The sequence below is a fragment of the Serratia sp. TMDUHS_CL genome (genome assembly GCF_037137105.1).
GTDB classification, from domain to species: domain Bacteria; phylum Pseudomonadota; class Gammaproteobacteria; order Enterobacterales; family Enterobacteriaceae; genus Serratia; species Serratia nevei.
Genome location: NZ_JBBBDV010000013.1, coordinates 152,102 through 170,005 on the forward strand (window position 1 = coordinate 152,102; position 17,904 = coordinate 170,005).

A 17,904-nucleotide genomic window follows, 5' to 3' on the forward strand; every position below is an offset into this window, starting at 1 on the left:
ACACCACCACATCGAAAAAAGGGGAAACACTATGCGCACTACGGGCATCTGGGCTCTCGCCCTGACGACGCTGATTGGCTCACAGAGCGTGAGCGCGGCAGATTTACCCGGCAAGGGGATCGCGGTACAGCCGGTGCAAAGCACCATTTCCGAAGAGACGTTCCAGACGCTGCTGGTCAGCAAGGCGCTGGAAAAATTGGGTTACGACGTGAAGGAACCGCGTGAAGTGGATTACAACGTCGCCTACACCTCGATCGCCTCCGGCGACGCGACCTTTATCGCGGTCAACTGGGATCCGCTGCACGCCGATCAGTACAAGGCCGCCGGCGGCGACGCCAAGTTCTACCGCGAAGGCGTCTACGTCAACGGCGCCGCGCAGGGCTACCTGATCGACAAGAAAACCGCCGAACAGTACCACATCACCAACGTCGAGCAGCTCAAGGATCCCAAGATCGCCAAGCTGTTCGACACCAACGGCGACGGCAAGGCCGATCTGACCGGCTGCACCCCGGGCTGGGGCTGCGAAGCGGTGATTAACCACCACATCAAGGCCTATGGCCTGAGCAATACCGTCGAACACAACCAGGGCAACTACGCGGCGATGATCGCCGATACCATCACCCGCTACAAAGAGGGCAAACCGGTGCTGTATTACACCTGGACGCCGTACTGGGTCAGCGATGTGATGGTGCCGGGGCGCGACGTGGTCTGGCTGCAGGTGCCGTTCTCCTCCCTGCCGGGCGAGCAAAAGAACGTCGACACCAAGCTGCCTAACGGCGCCAACTACGGCTTCCCGGTCAACACCATGCGCATCGCCGCCAACAAGCAGTGGGCCGAAGCCAATCCGGCGGCCGCCAAGCTGTTCGCCATCATGAAGCTGCCGATCGCCGACATCAACGCGCAAAACCTGCGCATGCATGAAGGCCAGGCTTCGGAAGCCGACATCCAGAACCACGTCAACGGCTGGATCAAGGCGCACCAGGCCACCTTCGACGGCTGGGTGAAAACCGCCGCCGAAGCGGCGAAGCCGTAACCGTTCAGGGGCGCCGCCAGTGCCGCGCCCCTACCCCGCCATATCGATGCCGCTGAAATGCAAAAAGCGCTCGGCGATAGTCGACATGGGCTGCGGCCAAATGCAATACACCTGGCGCCGCGGCCCGTCTTCAATCGGAATCGACACCAGCGCGCTTAAGCGTTGCGCGGTCGAAATCGGTACGATGCCCGCCGCCAGCCCGCGCCGCACCAAATTCTCCAGCCATTCGATATGATCGATTTCAAAACTGACGTGCCGACGAATGCCCGCCGCCTGAAAGGCGCGATCGGTTTGGCGCCGCGCGCCGGTGCCGCTGTAGAAATCCACCAGCGGCACTTCCGCCAGCGCCTGCAGGTTCACCCGCTCGCGGCCGGCCAGCGGATGCTGCGGCGCCACCAGCGCCACCAGCGGCTCATCGGCCAACTGCCGGTGCGACATCGGCAGCAGATCGGCATCGCCCGGCCAGATGCCGACGAACGCCATATCGCATTTTTGCTGGCGTACGTCCTCCAGCAGCGCTTCGCTCATGCCGACGTACAGGCGGATATTCACCGCCGGATAGTGGCGATGAAACTTGTCGAGCCTTTCGGTCAGAGCCATCACGTTTATCGTTGAAATGGTGCCGATGGTCAGGGTGCCGGACACCGCGCCGTCGGCCGCCGTCACCTCCTCCACCAGCGCCTGCTGCGCCGCCAACAGGCGCTGCGCAGGGGCCACGAAAGCCTGGCCGGCGGGGGTCAACCGCACCCGACGCGAAGTGCGTTCAAACAGCGTACAGCCCAGCTCTTCTTCCAGTTTGGCGATCTGGTGGCTCAGCGCCGACTGCACCGTATGGCAGCGCTGCGCCGCCCGGGTAAAGTTCAGCTCTTCCGCCACCGCCAGCGCATAGCGGATCTGTTTCAGGTTCATGGCATCTATCTTGAAATGAGATAAATAAAATGAAAATTATACATTGGTTTCCCGGCGTGCGTTGCCGGATACTGCGCGCCATCTTCTCCCGTGATGAAAAAACCATGAGCCAACAAAACGCCCACCCGGGCCTCAGCCCGGCGCTGACCGTGCTGATCGCCATCGCTACCGGCCTGGCGGTCGCCAGCAACTATTACGCGCAGCCGCTGCTGGAAACCATCGCCACCGGCTTCAACCTGTCGGTCAATCAGGCCGGCTTTATCGTGACCGCCGCGCAGCTCGGTTACGCCACCGGGCTGCTGCTGCTGGTGCCGCTCGGCGATATGTTCGAGCGCCGCGGGCTGATCGTGTTCATGACGCTGCTGGCCGCCGGGGGCATGCTGATCACCGCCACCTCCGCCACCCTGCCGATGATGATCCTCGGCACCGCGCTCACCGGGCTGTTCTCGGTGGTGGCGCAGATTCTGGTGCCGCTGGCCGCCACGCTGGCCCACCCGGAAAAGCGCGGCAAGACCGTCGGCATCATCATGAGCGGCCTGCTGCTCGGCATCCTGCTGGCACGCACCGTCGCGGGCGCGCTGGCATCGTTCGGCGGCTGGCGCACCATCTACTGGGTCGCCAGCGTGCTGATGATCCTGATGGCGCTGATCCTGTGGCGCGCGCTGCCGCGCTATAAGCAACACTCCGGGCTGAACTACCCGCAGCTGCTGGCCTCGATCTTCAGCCTGTTCTGCCGCACGCCGCTGCTGCGCACCCGCGCCATCCTCGGCGCCCTGTCGTTCGCCAACTTCAGCGTGCTCTGGACCTCCATGGCCTTTCTGCTCGCCGCGCCGCCGTTCAACTATTCCGAGGGGGTGATCGGGCTGTTCGGCCTGGTGGGCGCCGCCGGGGCGCTGGCCGCTTCACGCGCCGGGCATCTGGCGGACAAGGGCAAAGCCGGATTGACCACCACCGTCGGCCTGGTGCTGCTGCTGCTGTCCTGGATACCTATCGCGTTCGCCAAACAATCGCTGTGGGCGCTGATCGCCGGCATCCTGATCCTCGATCTGGCGGTGCAGGCGGTACACGTCACCAACCAGAGCGTGATGTACCGCATCATGCCGGACGCGCGCAACCGCCTGACCGCCGGCTATATGACCAGCTACTTTATCGGCGGCGCCCTCGGTTCACTGCTCTCCGCCTCGGCCTATCAGCATGCCGGCTGGTACGGCGTGGCCGCCGCCGGCGGGGTGTTATGCCTGCTCAACCTGCTGACCTGGTGGCTCGGCAAGCACCACGATCCGCAGGGGCCGGCGACAATCTGATTATCGTGCAAATAGTCACTTAAGAAATTTATTAACGGTGCAGGGTATAAACATTACTTACTCTCTGGTAATGTTCTGGGCATAAACTATTGAAGTCCTATCTACCCTGCGACCCACAACCATGCAAAGCCAAACTGCAGACAGCCTCAATCCGCCCGCCGTCAGCGCCACCTTCGCCAACGGCGTCGTCGACAGTTTGCCGATCGTCATCGGGTATGTCCCGGTGGCGTTCGCCTTTGGCCTCAGTGCCGTCAAACTGGGCTTTTCCCCGCTGGAAAGCATTTTCTTCTCCTGCATTATCTACGCCGGTGCCAGCCAGTTCGTGATCACCGCCCTGTTGAGCGCCGGGATGTCGCTGTGGGTCTCCGCGTTAACGGTGATGGCGATGGATGTGCGCCACCTGCTCTACGGCCCGGCGCTGCGCCACCGCATCGTCTCGCGCATGTCGCCCGGTAAAACGGCGATGTGGGCCTTTGGCCTGACCGATGAGGTCTTCGCCGCCGCTACCGCCAGGCTGATGCGCAATAACCGCAGCTGGAGCGAAAACTGGATGCTGGGCATCGCGCTCTGTTCCTGGCTTTCCTGGGTGGCCGGCACCGCGCTCGGCGCGCTGTTCGGCAACGGCCCGCTGGAGCAGTTCCCGGTGATCGAAGCCTCGCTGGCCTTCATGCTGCCGGCGCTGTTTCTCAGTTTCCTGCTGGCCGCCTTCCGGCGCCCGCAGAGCCTGACCATTGCTGCCGCATTGGCCGGCGCGCTGCTCGGCGTGGTGCTGTTCTCCATTCCGGTCGCCATTTTGGCCGGTATCGGCGCCGGTTGCGTCGCCGCCCTGTTCCAGCCCGCCCCTGCGGAGGCCAACCATGAACACTGATGTGCTGGTGATCGGCCTGGTGGTGGGCTGCGCCAATTACCTGTTCCGTTATCTGCCGCTGCGGCTGGCGCCGGCGCGCGCCCAGCCCGGCCTCAAACGCGGTAAAGCCGCCCTGCTGCTCGACAGCATCGGCATCGCCTCGATCTGCGCCCTGCTGGTAGTCTCCAGCACGCCGGTCGTCATGCGCGAACCGGACAAGCTGCTGCCGACGTTGGTAGGGTTCGCCGCGCTGGCGCTGTGCTTCTATCGCAGCAAAAGCATCATTCTGTCGACGCTGCTCGGCGCGACGGCCTTTGGCGTCACATTAAAGCTGTTAATGCTTTTCGGTCCGGGCTGACGCCGCTCCCGATCGTTTGGCTTCACTTTGGCGTTTTCATGCGTCACATCTTTACAAACACTGACAAATGACACGAATTGCTAAATTATCCGCACGGCTGAACATTTACATTATTAGTCACCGTCGTTACTATCTCGAACGAAATTAATGAGGCCCTAAATTATGGAAAGTTCGTTTGCCCCCATAGAACAAATGCTGAATTTCCGCGCCACCCGGCAGAAAGATTTCCCTTATCAGGAAATCCTGCTGACCCGCCTGTGCATGCACATGCAAGGCAAGCTGCTGGAAAACCGCAATAAGATGCTGAAGGCGCAGGGGATTAACGAAACACTGTTTATGGCGCTGATCACCCTGGATGCGCAGGAAAGCCACAGCATCCAACCTTCTGAGCTAAGCTCTGCCTTAGGCTCCTCGCGCACCAATGCGACCCGCATCGCCGACGAGCTGGAGAAACGCGGCTGGATCGAGCGCCGGGAAAGCGACAACGATCGCCGCTGCCTGCATCTGCATCTGACGCCGCAGGGGGAAGAATTTCTCAGTCAACTGCTGCCGCCGCAGCACCAATGTCTGCATTTCCTGTGGTCCACGCTGACCGACGATGAGCAAAAACAGCTGGAACAGCTGACGCGCAAATTGCTGGCACGTCTGGATCAAATGGAAATCACAGAACAGTTATCCTAATTCACAATTTCTGTTCAGGTACCTACTTATGCGATCCCCATTTAACTGGAGATTCACCCCGCTGTTCGCCGTGTTGCTGCTGGCCGGGTGTGCTTCGACCGATAATATTGCCCCGCAATCCACGCTGATGGATCCGCAGAGCCTGCAGTTGGCTCAGCCGAAAGTCAGTTCGCTGGCCGTCAGCCCGCAGTGGTGGCGCGCCCTCAAGGATCCGCAGCTGGACGCCTTGATGACGCAGACGCTGCAAAGCTCGCCGACCCTGCGGCAGGCCGCCGCCCGCGTGCGCGAAGCGCAGAGCGTGGTGGGTGAAGCCAGCGCCGCCAACGGGCCGAACCTGGATCTGAACGCCAGCACCCAACGCCAGCGCGTGCCGCAAAACGTCAATATGGGGCTGGGGTATCCGCATAAGCCGATCTACGAAAGCTCCAATTCGCTGGGGCTGAACCTGGCGTACGAGTTCGACTGGTGGGGCAAATACCGCAACCAGGTGAACGCCGCCAAGGCGCAGGTCAACGCCGCGCGCGCCGAGCAGGAACAAGCGGCGCTGACGCTGACCAGTTCGGTGGCGTCCGCCTATTATCAGCTGCAGAGCAACCTGGCGCTCGAAAAGCTGCTGCAGCAGGAAGTGAACAACAATGAGCGCCTGACCGCGCTGCGCCAACAGCGCTATCAGGCCGGCCTGACCGGCGTCGACGTGCCGCAACAAACCCAGGCGCAGTCCGACGTCGCCAAGCAGCAGATCCTGCAGCTGCAATCGCAGATCGAGCAGCTCAGACACCAGCTCGCCGCGCTGGCCGGCCAGGGGCCGAACGCCATGCAGCACCTGCGTCAGGTGCCGTTGCCCGCAGACAACCTGATGGCGCCGCAGGGCGAGCTGACGGCGGATCTGCTGGGCAAACGCCCGGACATCGCCGCGCAACGCCAGCTGGTGGAGTCTTACAGCCAGCGCGTCAGTGCCGCGCGTAAAGAGTTTTACCCCAGCCTGACCATTTCAGCCTTCGCCGGCCTGATGACCACCAATACCAGTGGCACCAGCCCGAATCTGTTTGAAGCGGCCAGCCAGGCCTGGAACGTGATGCCGGCGATTTCGCTGCCGATCTTCCACGCCGGGGCGCTGCGCAGCAAGCTGGGCGAGGAATCCGCGCTGTATGACGAAGCGGTGGAATCCTACAACCAAACCATCCTGAATGCGGTACAGGAAACCGCCGACGCCATCACCATCCAGCAGAGCTCTGCGCAACAGCAGCTGCAGGCGGCGTCCGCGGCCCAGTCGATGCAACAGGTGTATCAGGTCGCCAACGCCCGTTACCAGGCAGGGATTATCGGACGCGACGATCTGTTGACCAGCCAGACGCAGCTATTACAGCAGCAACAGGCGGAGTTGAATGCCAGCAGCAATTTACTGCAGGCGAAGATAGGACTGATCCGCGCGCTGGGCGGTGGCTATCAGGCCCCGGCCGCAGCGGATTCGAAAGCATAATAATATAAGGCTTGGAGAACACCATGAGCGCAAGCGCGGAAATCCAAAACCCGCAGCAGCCGAACGGCAAAAAGAAGCAGCGTAAATTTTGGCTGCTGTTGCTGACGGTTATTTTCATTGTTATAGGGGTGGCTTACTTAGTGTATTGGTTCCTGGTGCTGCGTCATCACCAGGAAACCGACGACGCCTACGTCTCCGGCAACCAGGTGCAGATCATGGCCCAGGTGTCCGGCAGCGTGAACAGCGTCAATTTCGACAACACCGACTACGTCAAGCAGGGCGACGTGCTGCTGACGCTCGATCCGACCGATGCCGAGCAGGCGTTTGAACGCGCCAAGACCGGCCTGGCCAACAGCGTGCGTCAGACCCACCAGCTGATCATCAACAGCAAGCAGTATCAGGCCAACATCGCCCTGCGCAAGACCGATCTGAGCAAGGCCGAGAACGATCTGAAGCGCCGCGTGGTGCTGGGCAGCGTTGACGCCATCGGCCGCGAAGAGCTGCAACACGCTCGCGATGCGGTCGACAGTGCCAAGGCCGCGCTGGAAGTGGCGGTGCAGCAATACAACGCCAATCAGGCGATGGTGCTGAACACCCCGCTGGAACAGCAGCCGGCGATCCAACAGGCCGCCGCGCAGATGCGCGATGCCTGGCTGGCGCTGCAGCGTACCAAAGTGATCAGCCCGATCACCGGCTATGTCTCGCGCCGCAGCGTGCAGGTCGGCGCGCAGATCGCCGCCGGTTCGCCGCTGATGGCGGTGGTGCCGGCCGATCACATTTGGGTTGACGCCAACTTCAAGGAAACCCAGATCGCCAACATGCGCATCGGCCAGCCGGCGACGGTGGTCAGCGACGTCTACGGCGACGACGTGGTGTATCAGGGCAAAGTGGCCGGTATCGACATGGGCACCGGTAGCGCCTTCTCCCTGCTGCCGGCGCAAAACGCCACCGGCAACTGGATCAAGGTAGTGCAACGTCTGCCGGTACGTATTGAGCTCGACGCCAAGCAGGTGGCCGATCATCCGCTGCGCATCGGTCTTTCTACGCTGGTGACCGTCGACACCGCCAACCTGGACGGCCGCGTGCTGGCCGACGTGGTGCGCGACAAACCGCTGTATCAGAGCGATGCGCTGGCGTTGAATCTGGCGCCGGTTAACCAGCTGATCGCCGACGTGATCCATGCGAACGCCGGCTAAGCGCGCGGGAGGCCATCTTGCCACAGAAACCGCTTGAAGGCGCCCAGCTTGCCTGGATGACGGTCGCGCTCGCCATGGCGACCTTCATGCAGGTGCTGGACTCCACCATCGCCAACGTGGCGATCCCCACCATTTCCGGTAACCTCGGGTCTTCCAACTCGCAGGGCACCTGGGTGATCACCTCGTTTGGCGTGGCGAACGCCATCTCGATTCCGATCACCGGCTGGCTGGCGAAGCGCTTCGGCGAAGTGCGGCTGTTCCTCTGGTCCACCGCGCTGTTCGCCCTCGCCTCCTGGCTGTGCGGCATCTCCAACAGCCTCGGCATGCTGATCTTCTTCCGCGTGATCCAGGGCGTGGTGGCCGGGCCGTTGATCCCGCTGTCGCAGAGCCTGTTGCTGAACAACTATCCGCCCGCCAAGCGAGCGATGGCCCTGGCGCTTTGGTCGATGACCGTTATCGTCGCGCCGATCTTTGGGCCGATCCTCGGCGGCTACATCAGCGACAACTACCATTGGGGCTGGATCTTCTTCATCAACATCCCGATCGGCGTCTTCGTGATCGTGGCGGCGATGGCGACGTTGAAGGGGCGGGAAACCAAAACCGAGATCAAACCGATCGACACCGTCGGCCTGGTATTGCTGATCGTCGGCATCGGTTCACTGCAGATCATGCTCGATCAGGGCAAGGAGCTGGACTGGTTCAACTCGACCGAGATCATCACGCTCACCGTCGTCGCGGTGGTGGCACTGCTGTTCCTGGTGGTGTGGGAGCTGACGGACGACCATCCGGTGGTGGATCTGTCGCTGTTCAAGTCGCGCAACTTCACCATCGGCTGCCTGTGTATCAGCCTGGCCTACATGCTGTACTTCGGCGCCATCGTGCTGTTGCCGCAGCTGCTGCAAGAGGTGTACGGCTATACCGCCACCTGGGCGGGGCTGGCGTCGGCGCCGGTTGGGCTGATCCCGGTGCTGCTGTCGCCGATCATCGGCAAGTTCGGCAACCGGCTCGACATGCGCCGGCTGGTCACCTTCAGCTTCATCATGTATGCCGTGTGCTTCTACTGGCGCGCCTATACATTTGAACCGGGCATGGACTTCGGCGCTTCCGCCTGGCCGCAGTTTGTCCAGGGCTTCGCCATCGCCTGCTTCTTCATGCCGTTGACCACCATCACGCTGTCCGGCCTGCCGCCGGAACGCATGGCGGCGGCGTCGAGCCTGTCGAACTTCACGCGAACGCTGGCGGGGTCGATCGGTACCTCGATCACCACCACCCTGTGGACGCAGCGCGAATCGCAGCACCATTCGCAGCTGACGGAGTTCGTCAACCCGTACAACCCGCAGTCGCAGGAGATGTACCGGCAGCTGGAGCAGCTCGGCATGAGCAAACAACAAGCGTCGGCGTATATCGCCAACGAGATCACCGCTCAGGGCCTGATCATCTCCGCCAACGAGATCTTCTGGCTGTCGGCCGGGGTATTCCTGGTGCTGCTGGTGCTGGTGTGGGTGGCGAAACCGCCGTTCAGCTCCGGCGGCGGTGGGGGCGGCGGCGCTCACTAAGCTTCAATAAACGAAACGGGCGCCCTGGGGCGCCCGTTTTTTTATCCGACGTAGAACAGATTACGCCTGATTCTGACGCCACCAGTCCGCCAGCAGAATGCCGGTCGCTACGGAAACGTTCAGGCTTTCCACCTTGCCGGTGCCGCCGATAGACACGTTCATGTCGCCCTGCTGCCAGGCGCTGTCGCTCAGACCGTCACGTTCCTGGCCCAGCACCAGCACCATCTTGGCCGGCAGCTTGGCCTGCGCCAGCGCGGTGCCTTTGTGGCTGGAGGTGGTAACGATGGTGTAACCCGCCTTGCGGAAGGTGTCCAGCACCGACAGGAAATCGTCGGCGTTGATCGCCTTGATGTGCTCCGCGCCGCCTTCTGCGGTACGCACCGCCGCGCCGGATTCCAGCAGCGCCGGATCCTGCAGCAGCACGCCGTTGACGCCGAAGTGAGCGCAAGAACGGACGATAGCGCCCAGGTTATGCGGGTTACCCACTTCTTCGAGCGCCAGCACGCAGTCGGTCGCCGGTGCGCTTTTCAGGTAGGTCTGCGCATCCAGGCCCTGACGCTTTTTGATCAGGAAGCAGACGCCGCCGTGGTGCTCGGTGCCGGAAGCCTTGGCCAGCTCTTCCTCATCCACCACGTGGTAAGCCTTGCGGTTAGCCGCCATCCAGCGCAGCGCTTCGCGGAAACGCGGGGTGACCGACTGCACGAACCAAGCGCGCACGATCGCTTCCGGGCGGCTGGCGAACAGCGCCTGACAGGCGTTTTCACCGTAAACGCGGGTTTCTTCCGCACGCTGACGGCGCAGCTGTTCCGGATCGATAAAGCTTTTGCCGCTGATACCGCCGTGATCGAACGCCGGCTCTTCATTCGGCGCGCGCGAAACGGTTCTCCACGGCGACTCGTTGCCACCGCGATCTTCAGAGCGCGCCGGACGGCGAGGACGATCGCTTTCACTGCGGCGGGAGTCGGCGCCGCGGCGATCGTTGCCGCCGCGCGCCTTGTCTTGACCGGTGCGGCCCGAGCGCGCACCGTCAGCCGGACGGCCTTTGCCGGCCGGACGTTTATTCTTGTTGCGGTCGTCGCCGTTGTCGTCGTCATTGCGGACGTACATCACTTTGACTTTACCGTTCTTGCCACTAAATGAATCGTTCATTGTCTTCTCCACCAACGCGCAGGGCGCGAAGATTACCTGATGTTGGTGCATGAAGCCACCAACTTGCGCTAAAAGCTCCCAACTATCACATCCATTGAACAAACCTCATTGTTCATGCGCCGGGTTTTGCCGATAATTGTCAGTATTAAAGAAACATCTCTGCAACTGCGTTGCGGGGACCATGCTTTCTCTGTACCCGAGGTCAACATGAATACAGTTTGTGCAGCTTGCAATGCCACCAACCGCGTGCCGGAAGAACGTCTGGCGGACAACGCGAAATGCGGCCGCTGCGGCCATGAGCTCTTCGACGGTGAAGTGATCAACGCCACCGCCGCCACGCTGGACCAGCTGCTGCAGGACGATCTGCCGGTCGTGGTCGATTTCTGGGCGCCATGGTGCGGCCCGTGCCGCAGCTTTGCGCCGATCTTTGAAGACGTGGCCGAAGAGCGCGCCGGCAAAGTGCGCTTCGTGAAAGTGAACACCGAAGCCGAGCCGGAACTGAGCGCCCGTTTCCGCATCCGCAGCATCCCGACCATCATGGTGTTCCGTCAGGGCAAGATGGTCGACATGCTCAACGGCGCGATGCCAAAAGCGCCGTTTGACAACTGGCTCAACGAGTTAGTGTGATTCGGCAAGTATAGGCCGTATCCCGCCATCGCGCGCGAACGCGCCCCGATCGAGCCTGCCCCTCCCGGCGGGCTTTTTTCTGCGTTACAATGGCGGTTTTTCCCCGGGATCGTTATGACCGACAACGCCGTACTTCGCCTGCGCCAATTCCGTTTAGACCGCGCCACCCGCCCTTTTCTGGCGCGCGGTTGCCGGGTGGCGCGTTGTCAGGGTTGCCTGCTGCCGCATAAAAACTGCCTATGCGACACCATTCGCCCGCAGCAGGCCGGCAGCCGTTTCTGCCTGCTCATGTTCGGCGCCGAGCCGCTCAAGCCCAGCAACACCGGCCGCCTGATCGCCGATATCCTGCCGGACACCCAGGCGTTCCTCTGGTCGCGCACCGAAGTCGATCCGGCCCTGCTGGCGGCCATCAACGATCCGGCGCGGCAGCCTTATGTGGTGTTCCCCGCTTCCTACGCCGACGCCGAACGGCCGGTGTTCAGCGAGCTGCCCGCCGGTGGCAAACCGCCGCTGTTCATCATGCTGGACGGCACCTGGGCGGAAGCGCGCAAAATGTTCCGTAAAAGCCCATACCTCAATCAATTCCCGGTGTTTTCCCTCAACGTCGACGCGGCATCGGACTACCAGCTGCGCGAAGCCAGCCGCGCCGAGCAACACTGCACGGCGGAAGTGGCCGCCGCCCTGCTGCAACAGGCGGGCGATCTGCCGGCCGCCGACGGATTGAATCAGCATTTCCGCTATTTCCGTCAACAATATCTGGCGGGAAAACCGACCCGGCCGGAGGCACCGGTCACAGCAATGTAGCCAGAAAGCGCCTAAAATCAGGCGTAACGTTGCCAAAAGGAGCCGTGCATGAGCCAGCGAGGGTTAGAAGCGCTACTACGTCCCAAATCGATCGCCGTGCTGGGCGCTTCGCAGCAGCCCGGCCGCGCCGGCAACCTGATGATGAGCAACCTGCTGGCCGGCGGTTTCGGCGGGCCCATCTTGCCGGTCACGCCGCGCTACAAGGCGGTCTGCGGCGTGATGGCCTACCCCGACGTCGCCAGCCTGCCGCTGACGCCGGATCTGGCGATCATCTGCACCCACGCCAAACGCAATCTGGCGCTGATTGAAGCGCTGGGCCAACGCGGCTGTAAAACCGCCATCGTACTCTCTTCGCCGCCGGAACAGTTTGCCGAGCTGAAGGCCTGCGCGCAGCGCTACGCCATGCGGCTATTGGGCCCCAACAGCCTGGGGCTGCTGGCGCCGTGGCAGGGCATCAACGCCAGCTTCTCGCCGGTGCCGATCCAAAAGGGCAAGCTGGCGTTTATCTCGCAGTCCGCCGCCGTGGCCAACACCATTCTCGACTGGGCGCAGCAGCGCGAAGTCGGCTTCTCTTACTTTATCGCACTGGGCGACAGCCTGGACATCGACGTCGACGACCTGCTCGACTTTTTGGCGCGCGACAGCAAGACCAGCGCCATTCTGCTGTATCTGGAAAACATCAGCGATGCGCGGCGCTTTCTCTCCGCCTCGCGCAGCGCCTCGCGCAACAAGCCCATTCTGGTGATCAAAAGCGGCCGCAGCCAACAGGCGCAGCTGTTGCTCAACAGCCAGCTGGGGCTGGACGCCGCCTATGACGCCGCCATCCAGCGCGCCGGCCTGCTGCGCGTGCAGGATACCCATGAGCTGTTCTCGGCGGTGGAAACCCTCAGCCATATGCATCCGCTGCGCGGCGAGCGGCTGATGATCGTCAGCAACGGGGCGGCGCCGGCGGCGATGGCACTGGACGAACTGCTCGGACGCAACGGCAAGTTGGCCACGCTGAGCGATGAGAGCCTGGCGACATTGAGCGACGCGCTGCCGGATTTCATCCGCGCCGGCAATCCGCTCGACCTGCGCGACGATGCCACGCCGCAGCGCTTCCTGGCGGCAATCGAAGCGCTGCTCGACAGCCACGACTATGACGCGCTGCTGTTAATCCACGCGCCGAGCGCGGCGGCGCCGGGCACCGCCACGGCGCAGCGGCTGATCGAGGCGCTGCACCGCCATCCGCGCGGCAAACGCATCACGCTGCTGACCAACTGGTGCGGCGAATACTCTTCGCAAGAGGCGCGCCGGTTATTTACCGAGGCCGCCATTCCCACCTACCGCACGCCGGAAGGCGCGGTGACCGCCTTTATGCATATGGTGGAATATCGCCGCAACCAGAAGCAGTTGAAAGAGACGCCGGCGCTGCCGGTCGGCCTCACCGCCAACACCGCCGACGCCCACCGCCTTATCCATCAGGCGCTGGCCGAAGGCGCCACCCAGTTGGATACCCACGAGGTGCAATCCATCCTGCAGGCCTACGATCTGAGCACCCTGCCGACCTGGATTGCCGAGGACAGCGCCGAAGCGGTGCACATTGCCGAACAGATCGGCTACCCGGTGGCGCTGAAGCTGCGTTCGCCGGATATCCCGCATAAATCGGAAGTTCAGGGCGTCATGCTCTACCTGCGCACCGCGACCGAAGTGCAGCGCGCGGCGGAGGCGATCCTCGACCGCGTGAAGCGCACCTACCCCCAGGCGCGTATCCATGGCCTGCTGGTACAGAGCATGGCCAACCGCGCCGGTGCCCAGGAGCTGCGCATCGCGGTAGAGCAGGATGCGATTTTCGGCCCGCTGATCATGCTGGGCGAAGGCGGCGTAGAGTGGCGCCAGGAAAATCAGGTGGCGGTCGCGCTGCCGCCGCTGAACATGGCGCTGGCGCGTTATCTGGTGCTGCAGGCGGTGAAAGGCGGCAAGATCCGCGGGCGCAGCGCGCTGCGGCCTTTGGATATCCCTGGGCTGAGCCGCCTGCTGGTGCAGGTCTCCAACCTGATCCTCGACTGCCCGGAGATCGCCCGGTTGGATATTCACCCGGTGCTGGCCTCCGGCAGCGAGTTCACCCTGCTGGACGTTTCGATGCAACTCGCGCCGTTCAGCGGCGATCCGCAGGCGCGGCTGGCGATCCGCCCTTATCCGCAGGAGCTGGAAGAGACCATCGCGCTGAAAGACGGCAGCCAATGCCTGTTCCGCCCAATCCTGCCGGAAGACGAGCCGGCGCTGAAGCATTTCATCGATAGAGTGACCAAGGAAGATCTCTATTATCGCTACTTCAGCGAGATCAACGAGTTTACCCATGACGATTTGGCCAACATGACGCAGATCGACTACGATCGAGAAATGGCCTTTGTAGCGGTGCGCGCAGACGAGATCATCGGCGTGACCCGCGCGCTGTCCGATCCGGACAACACCGACGCCGAATTCGCCGTGCTGGTGCGTTCCGATCTGAAAGGCGTGGGCCTGGGTCGTCAGCTGCTGGAGAAAATGATCGCCTATGCGCGCGCTCATGGCCTGACTCGCCTGAGCGGCATCACCATGCCGAATAACCGCGGCATGATCGCACTGGCGCAGCGGCTGGGCTTTGGCATCGAGGTGCAGCTTGAGGACGGCATCGTCAATCTGACGCTGCCGCTGCAGGCCGCCGACGCGCAGTGACCTGCGTCGCAATGCGCTACGAATCCACCACTTAACGCCAAAACATACGCACAATCGAGGCAACTAATGGTATTATCGCCCGATTATTCGGTTTATTGTTTTTAAGCCTGTGGCGTTCCGGCCATCAATCATGAGAGAAGAAACGCACTGTGATGTTGTCAAAATTTAAACGTAGCAAACATCAACAACACCTTGCACAACTGCCCAAACTCCCCCAGACGGTTGCTGATGTTCGTACGCTGTACGCGCCGTCCGACTTTCGCACCACGCTGCTGGACGCCATCGCCAACGCCACCCAACGTATCTATCTGGTGGCCCTGTATCTGGAGCATGACGACGCCGGGCGCGAGATCCTCAACGCGCTGTATCAAGCCAAGCAGCAGCGGCCCGAGCTGGAAATCTGCGTGCTGGTCGACTGGCACCGCGCACAGCGCGGGCGCATCGGCGCCGCCGCCGCCAATACCAACGCCGACTGGTACTGCGCCATGGCCAGCCAACATCCAGAGCAATCGGTGCCTATCTACGGCGTGCCGGTCAATACCCGCGAAGCGCTGGGCGTCCTGCACCTGAAGGGCTTCGTGGTCGACGATACCGTGATCTACAGCGGCGCCAGCATCAATGACGTCTATCTGCATCAGCATGAGAAATACCGTTACGATCGCTACCAGCTGATTACCAACGAGGCGTTGGCCGATACCCTGATCGATTACATCAAGCAGCATCTGCTCACCGCCGGCGCCGTACAGCGCCTCGATCGCAGCGATCGGCCGAAAAGCCCGGAGATCAAAAACGAGACCCGTCTGTTCCGTTTCGCCCTGCGCCGCGCCGGTTACCACTTCCGCGGTAAAGCCGGTAACGATGAGCTGGCGGTGACGCCGCTGGTTGGGCTTGGCAAGCAAAGCGTGCTGAATAAAACCATTCATCACCTGATGTCGTGCGCCGACCAGAAACTGACGCTGTGTACCCCCTATTTCAACCTGCCGGCGCTGCTGGTGCGCAACATCATTTATCTGCTGCGCCAGGGCAAACAGGTGGAGATCATCGTCGGCGACAAAACCGCCAACGACTTCTATATTCCGGAAGACCAGCCGTTCAAAATCATCGGCGCGCTGCCCTACCTGTACGAGATCAACCTGCGCCGCTTCCTGAGCCGCTTGCAGCGTTACGTCGACACCGGTCAGCTGATCGTGCGTCTGTGGAAGGATGGCGATAACAGTTATCACCTGAAAGGCATGTGGGTAGACGAAGAGTGGCAGCTGGTCACCGGCAATAACCTCAACCCGCGCGCCTGGCGGCTGGATCTGGAAAACGCCATTCTGATCCACGATCCCAAGCAGGAAATGCGCGAGCAGCGGCAAAAAGAGCTGGAATGCATCCGCACCCACACCACCGTGGTCGGCCATTATCAGGAGCTGCAAAGCATTCAGCAGTACCCGATCAAGGTGCGTAAGCTGATTCGCCGTCTGCGGCGCATCCGCATCGATCGGCTGATTAGCCGTATCCTGTAAGATGTACTCTGACCCCGGCCAAGGCCGGGGTTTTTATTACAGCTGTATCTCCTTGCCTTTGCGATGCAGCCGGAGTGAGACCAGCAACGCCAGCAGGCACATGCCGGAAACGTACCAGAAGAAAGCGTTCTCCACGCCGAACGATTTCAGCGACAGCGCGACATATTCCGCCGAACCACCGAACAGGGCATTCGCTACCGCATAAGACAAGCCTACCCCTAACGCCCGCACCTCCGGCGGGAACATCTCGGCTTTAAGCAGCCCGCTGATCGCGGTGTAGAAGCTGACGACGAACAACGCCAGCACGATCAGGCCGAACGCCATGAAGGGATTGGTCACCTCTTTCAGGGCAAACAGAATTGGCACCGTCAACACGGTGGCCAATGCCGAGAAGATCAGCATCGAACTGCGACGGCCAATTTTATCCGAGAACGCGCCGACCGCCGGCTGCAGCAGCATAAAGACGAACAGCGCGACGGTCATGATGGCGCTGGCCAGCTTGGCGTCCATACCAGCGGTGTTCACCAGATATTTCTGCATGTAGGTGGTGAAGGTGTAGAAGGTCAGCGAACCGGCGGCGGTAAAGCCCAGCACCATCAGAAACGCTTTGCGGTTTTTCCACAGCCCCGTCAGCGAACCGGCATCCTTATGGTTACGCGTCTTCGCATCGGAGGTTTCATTCAGAGAGCGGCGCAGGTACAGCGCCACTACCGCCAACACGGCACCCAGGGCAAACGGAATACGCCATCCCCAGGCCTTCAGCTCTTCGCCGGACAATATTTGCTGCAGGATCACCAAGACCAGCAGCGCCAGCAGTTGCCCGCCGATCAGCGTGACATACTGGAACGAAGCATAAAAGCCACGGCGGCCCTTGATCGCCACCTCGCTCATGTAGGTAGCGCTGGTGCCGTACTCGCCGCCCACCGACAGCCCCTGGAACAGGCGCGCGATCAACAACAGCGCCGGTGCCCAGCTGCCGATCGACTCATACGTCGGCAGACAGGCGATCACCAGCGATCCGGCGCACATCATGCAGACCGAAATCAGCATTGAGTTTTTTCGGCCATGTTTGTCGGCAATATAGCCGAACAGCCAGCCGCCGATAGGTCGCATAAAGAAGCCGGCGGCGAATACCCCGGCGGTTTGCAGCAGCTGCGTGGTGCTGTTGCCCGCCGGAAAAAATGAGGCGGCAAAGTAGATTGAGCAGAAGGAGTAAACGTAAAAATCAAACCACTCCACCAGATTGCCTGACGAAGCCCCAACGATAGCGAAAATGCGTTTTTTGTTATCCAGCGCCCCCTGTTCGACGCCGCGCTCACCCTCAAGAGCCGAGGTTGTTTCTGTCATGATATGTTCTCCGAGCCATAGCAATGATGAAATTCGGCTTCCTGCCGCCCTGGTTGTTACTTTATTGTTATTTATAAGTTAACAGCCAAACTTAATAGCGGACGAAGAATATCTGGAGTTCATTCAAAAAATGAATTGGTTTTGTGATGAATATAGAATCGTGAGATGAAAGATGAAGCGGGTTACAACGGGGATTTTCCATTTTACGCATAGCCGAAAGCCCTGAACGTCAGTTCAGGGCTTTCGGCTTGGTTTGATGCCTGGCAGTTTATGGCGGGCGTCCTGCCCGCCCCCCCTTCGGGCCGTTGCTTCGCAACGTTCAAATCCGCTCCCGGCGGATTTGTCCTACACAATTCGTCTCATCCTGAGACTCTCCCCTGTGGGGCCGCCGCACGCGGCGTTAAGGCT

General features: G+C 61.6%; 15 protein-coding genes. 12 read left to right on the plus strand and 3 right to left on the minus strand.

Annotation, left to right across the window (positions count from 1 at the left end; translation table 11 throughout):
- The first annotated feature begins 31 nt into the window (after positions 1-31).
- Positions 32-1,033, plus strand: a complete 1,002-nt coding sequence (gene proX, locus WCL58_RS21145; protein ID WP_033635697.1) for a glycine betaine/L-proline ABC transporter substrate-binding protein ProX — start codon at positions 32-34, stop codon at positions 1,031-1,033.
- Positions 1,034-1,063: 30 nt separating this feature from the next.
- Here the strand turns inward: proX and WCL58_RS21150 are convergent, their stop codons facing one another.
- A complete protein-coding gene (locus WCL58_RS21150) occupies positions 1,064-1,942 on the minus strand; it encodes a LysR family transcriptional regulator (RefSeq protein ID WP_038872847.1) in 879 nt (292 codons plus the stop codon).
- A 104-nt stretch (positions 1,943-2,046) separates the two neighbouring features.
- On the opposite strand from WCL58_RS21150, the gene WCL58_RS21155 reads away from it, so the two are divergent.
- From WCL58_RS21155 to emrB, 7 genes are all read left to right on the plus strand, one after another.
- Positions 2,047-3,246 carry an MFS transporter gene (locus WCL58_RS21155; protein WP_033632267.1) on the plus strand — a complete coding sequence of 400 codons (1,200 nt, stop codon included), beginning with the start codon at positions 2,047-2,049 and terminating at the stop codon, positions 3,244-3,246.
- Between the two features lie 121 nt (positions 3,247-3,367).
- The gene (locus WCL58_RS21160; protein ID WP_336851566.1) at positions 3,368-4,114 is read left to right on the plus strand and encodes an AzlC family ABC transporter permease; all 747 of its coding nucleotides are present in this window, start codon (positions 3,368-3,370) and stop codon (positions 4,112-4,114) included.
- Positions 4,104-4,451, plus strand: coding sequence for an L-valine transporter subunit YgaH (ygaH, locus tag WCL58_RS21165; protein WP_033635704.1), 348 nt, complete (start codon positions 4,104-4,106; stop codon positions 4,449-4,451). Before WCL58_RS21160 ends, ygaH begins: the two co-directional genes overlap by 11 nt.
- A gap of 162 nt (positions 4,452-4,613) precedes the next feature.
- A complete protein-coding gene (gene mprA, locus WCL58_RS21170; RefSeq protein ID WP_025160249.1) occupies positions 4,614-5,132 on the plus strand; it encodes a transcriptional repressor MprA in 519 nt (172 codons plus the stop codon).
- A gap of 28 nt (positions 5,133-5,160) precedes the next feature.
- Positions 5,161-6,612 (plus strand): efflux transporter outer membrane subunit, encoded by a 1,452-nt coding sequence (locus WCL58_RS21175; RefSeq protein ID WP_060425102.1) that lies wholly within the window; start codon positions 5,161-5,163, stop codon positions 6,610-6,612.
- Between the two features lie 23 nt (positions 6,613-6,635).
- Positions 6,636-7,808 (plus strand): multidrug efflux MFS transporter periplasmic adaptor subunit EmrA, encoded by a 1,173-nt coding sequence (gene emrA / locus WCL58_RS21180; RefSeq protein ID WP_033635707.1) that lies wholly within the window; start codon positions 6,636-6,638, stop codon positions 7,806-7,808.
- A gap of 17 nt (positions 7,809-7,825) precedes the next feature.
- The gene (gene emrB, locus WCL58_RS21185) at positions 7,826-9,364 is read left to right on the plus strand and encodes a multidrug efflux MFS transporter permease subunit EmrB (RefSeq protein WP_038872860.1); all 1,539 of its coding nucleotides are present in this window, start codon (positions 7,826-7,828) and stop codon (positions 9,362-9,364) included.
- Positions 9,365-9,424: 60 nt separating this feature from the next.
- Here the strand turns inward: emrB and WCL58_RS21190 are convergent, their stop codons facing one another.
- Entirely contained in the window at positions 9,425-10,513 is a 1,089-nt protein-coding gene (locus WCL58_RS21190; RefSeq protein ID WP_197768843.1) for a tRNA/rRNA methyltransferase, read from the minus strand.
- Between the two features lie 207 nt (positions 10,514-10,720).
- On the opposite strand from WCL58_RS21190, the gene trxC reads away from it, so the two are divergent.
- The 4 genes from trxC to pssA all read left to right on the plus strand — a co-directional run bounded on the left by trxC (position 10,721) and on the right by pssA (position 16,149).
- On the plus strand, positions 10,721-11,140 hold the full coding sequence (gene trxC / locus WCL58_RS21195) for a thioredoxin TrxC (protein WP_004928868.1): 420 nt from the start codon (positions 10,721-10,723) through the stop codon (positions 11,138-11,140).
- 114 nt (positions 11,141-11,254) lie between these two features.
- Positions 11,255-11,944, plus strand: coding sequence for a tRNA-uridine aminocarboxypropyltransferase (locus WCL58_RS21200; protein ID WP_102984233.1), 690 nt, complete (start codon positions 11,255-11,257; stop codon positions 11,942-11,944).
- A 48-nt stretch (positions 11,945-11,992) separates the two neighbouring features.
- Complete coding sequence (locus tag WCL58_RS21205; protein WP_070913743.1) at positions 11,993-14,641, plus strand: bifunctional acetate--CoA ligase family protein/GNAT family N-acetyltransferase; 2,649 nt, start codon at positions 11,993-11,995, stop codon at positions 14,639-14,641.
- 152 nt (positions 14,642-14,793) lie between these two features.
- Positions 14,794-16,149 (plus strand): CDP-diacylglycerol--serine O-phosphatidyltransferase, encoded by a 1,356-nt coding sequence (gene pssA / locus WCL58_RS21210; protein WP_060441100.1) that lies wholly within the window; start codon positions 14,794-14,796, stop codon positions 16,147-16,149.
- 36 nt (positions 16,150-16,185) lie between these two features.
- Here pssA and WCL58_RS21215 read toward each other — a convergent pair whose 3' ends face one another.
- Positions 16,186-17,496, minus strand: coding sequence for an MFS family transporter (locus WCL58_RS21215; RefSeq protein ID WP_336851567.1), 1,311 nt, complete (start codon positions 17,494-17,496; stop codon positions 16,186-16,188).
- Between the last annotated feature and the right edge of the window lie 408 nt (positions 17,497-17,904).

What these genes read in the sequence shown, in the direction of transcription:
- proX (WP_033635697.1), top strand. Translation starts at nt 32, where the DNA reads ATGCGCACTACGGGCATCTGGGCTCTCGCCCTGACGACGCTGATTGGC.
- WCL58_RS21150 (WP_038872847.1), bottom strand. Translation starts at nt 1,942, where the DNA reads ATGAACCTGAAACAGATCCGCTATGCGCTGGCGGTGGCGGAAGAGCTG.
- WCL58_RS21155 (WP_033632267.1), top strand. Translation starts at nt 2,047, where the DNA reads ATGAGCCAACAAAACGCCCACCCGGGCCTCAGCCCGGCGCTGACCGTG.
- WCL58_RS21160 (WP_336851566.1), top strand. Translation starts at nt 3,368, where the DNA reads ATGCAAAGCCAAACTGCAGACAGCCTCAATCCGCCCGCCGTCAGCGCC.
- ygaH (WP_033635704.1), top strand. Translation starts at nt 4,104, where the DNA reads ATGAACACTGATGTGCTGGTGATCGGCCTGGTGGTGGGCTGCGCCAAT.
- mprA (WP_025160249.1), top strand. Translation starts at nt 4,614, where the DNA reads ATGGAAAGTTCGTTTGCCCCCATAGAACAAATGCTGAATTTCCGCGCC.
- WCL58_RS21175 (WP_060425102.1), top strand. Translation starts at nt 5,161, where the DNA reads ATGCGATCCCCATTTAACTGGAGATTCACCCCGCTGTTCGCCGTGTTG.
- emrA (WP_033635707.1), top strand. Translation starts at nt 6,636, where the DNA reads ATGAGCGCAAGCGCGGAAATCCAAAACCCGCAGCAGCCGAACGGCAAA.
- WCL58_RS21190 (WP_197768843.1), bottom strand. Translation starts at nt 10,513, where the DNA reads ATGAACGATTCATTTAGTGGCAAGAACGGTAAAGTCAAAGTGATGTAC.
- trxC (WP_004928868.1), top strand. Translation starts at nt 10,721, where the DNA reads ATGAATACAGTTTGTGCAGCTTGCAATGCCACCAACCGCGTGCCGGAA.
- WCL58_RS21200 (WP_102984233.1), top strand. Translation starts at nt 11,255, where the DNA reads ATGACCGACAACGCCGTACTTCGCCTGCGCCAATTCCGTTTAGACCGC.
- WCL58_RS21205 (WP_070913743.1), top strand. Translation starts at nt 11,993, where the DNA reads ATGAGCCAGCGAGGGTTAGAAGCGCTACTACGTCCCAAATCGATCGCC.
- pssA (WP_060441100.1), top strand. Translation starts at nt 14,794, where the DNA reads ATGTTGTCAAAATTTAAACGTAGCAAACATCAACAACACCTTGCACAA.
- WCL58_RS21215 (WP_336851567.1), bottom strand. Translation starts at nt 17,496, where the DNA reads ATGACAGAAACAACCTCGGCTCTTGAGGGTGAGCGCGGCGTCGAACAG.